The organism is Bacillus sp. DHT2 (assembly GCF_026241455.1).
Taxonomy (GTDB): Bacteria; Bacillota; Bacilli; order Bacillales; family Bacillaceae_G; genus Bacillus_A; species Bacillus_A pseudomycoides.
On the sequence record NZ_JAPHWH010000075.1, the window covers coordinates 1 to 539 of the forward strand.

The 539-nt window shown below is 35.6% G+C and carries 1 protein-coding gene; it reads right to left on the reverse strand.

What is annotated here, in order from left to right:
* Window positions 1-142: 142 nt before the first annotated feature.
* A complete protein-coding gene (locus ORL93_RS30945; protein ID WP_240517036.1) occupies window positions 143-343 on the reverse strand; it encodes a hypothetical protein in 201 nt (66 codons plus the stop codon).
* Window positions 344-539 lie beyond the last annotated feature (196 nt).

A 539-nucleotide genomic window follows, 5' to 3' on the forward strand; every position in this document is an offset into this window, starting at 1 on the left:
TTTGGTATCATCAAAATTAACAGGAAAAGTATACATTCAAAACACTGTAAATAAAGAGATGATAGAATTACTGAACAACAAATAAGACGCTAAGCCGATCATAGCAGCGCCTACGATAATTGCTATTGGTTTAATCATTATGCTAAATATTTTTTCCTTCTTCAAGGCATGCTAACTTTTCCAACAGATCATAATAACTACCATAAGCATCTATCGTTCCTTTACTTGCTCCTACTGTCAAAGCTCCTTTAGGGTCTTGCTCTATCCACTTCCTGCTAGCTTCATCCATAATATATCCAAGCTGATGTGTATTGTTAGCAATAAATCGTTGTATTTCGTCCATCATTCATCGCCCTTCCTATTTCAATATCCGTTTTATCTAGTAAAAAGAGCACCCATTTCCGTGAGCGCCCTTTAAAGGATTATGAGAATCCCCATTAACGAAAGTTAAGGTTACTAAAGTTAATAAGGTACAAGCAGTATATGCTTGTCCTATTCAAATAGTTCATAAAAAGAGAGCATCCACATCAGTAGATGCC

Coding starts and splice junctions, on each gene's coding strand:
- ORL93_RS30945 (WP_240517036.1), bottom strand. CDS start 343: ATGGACGAAATACAACGATTTATTGCTAACAATACACATCAGCTTGGA.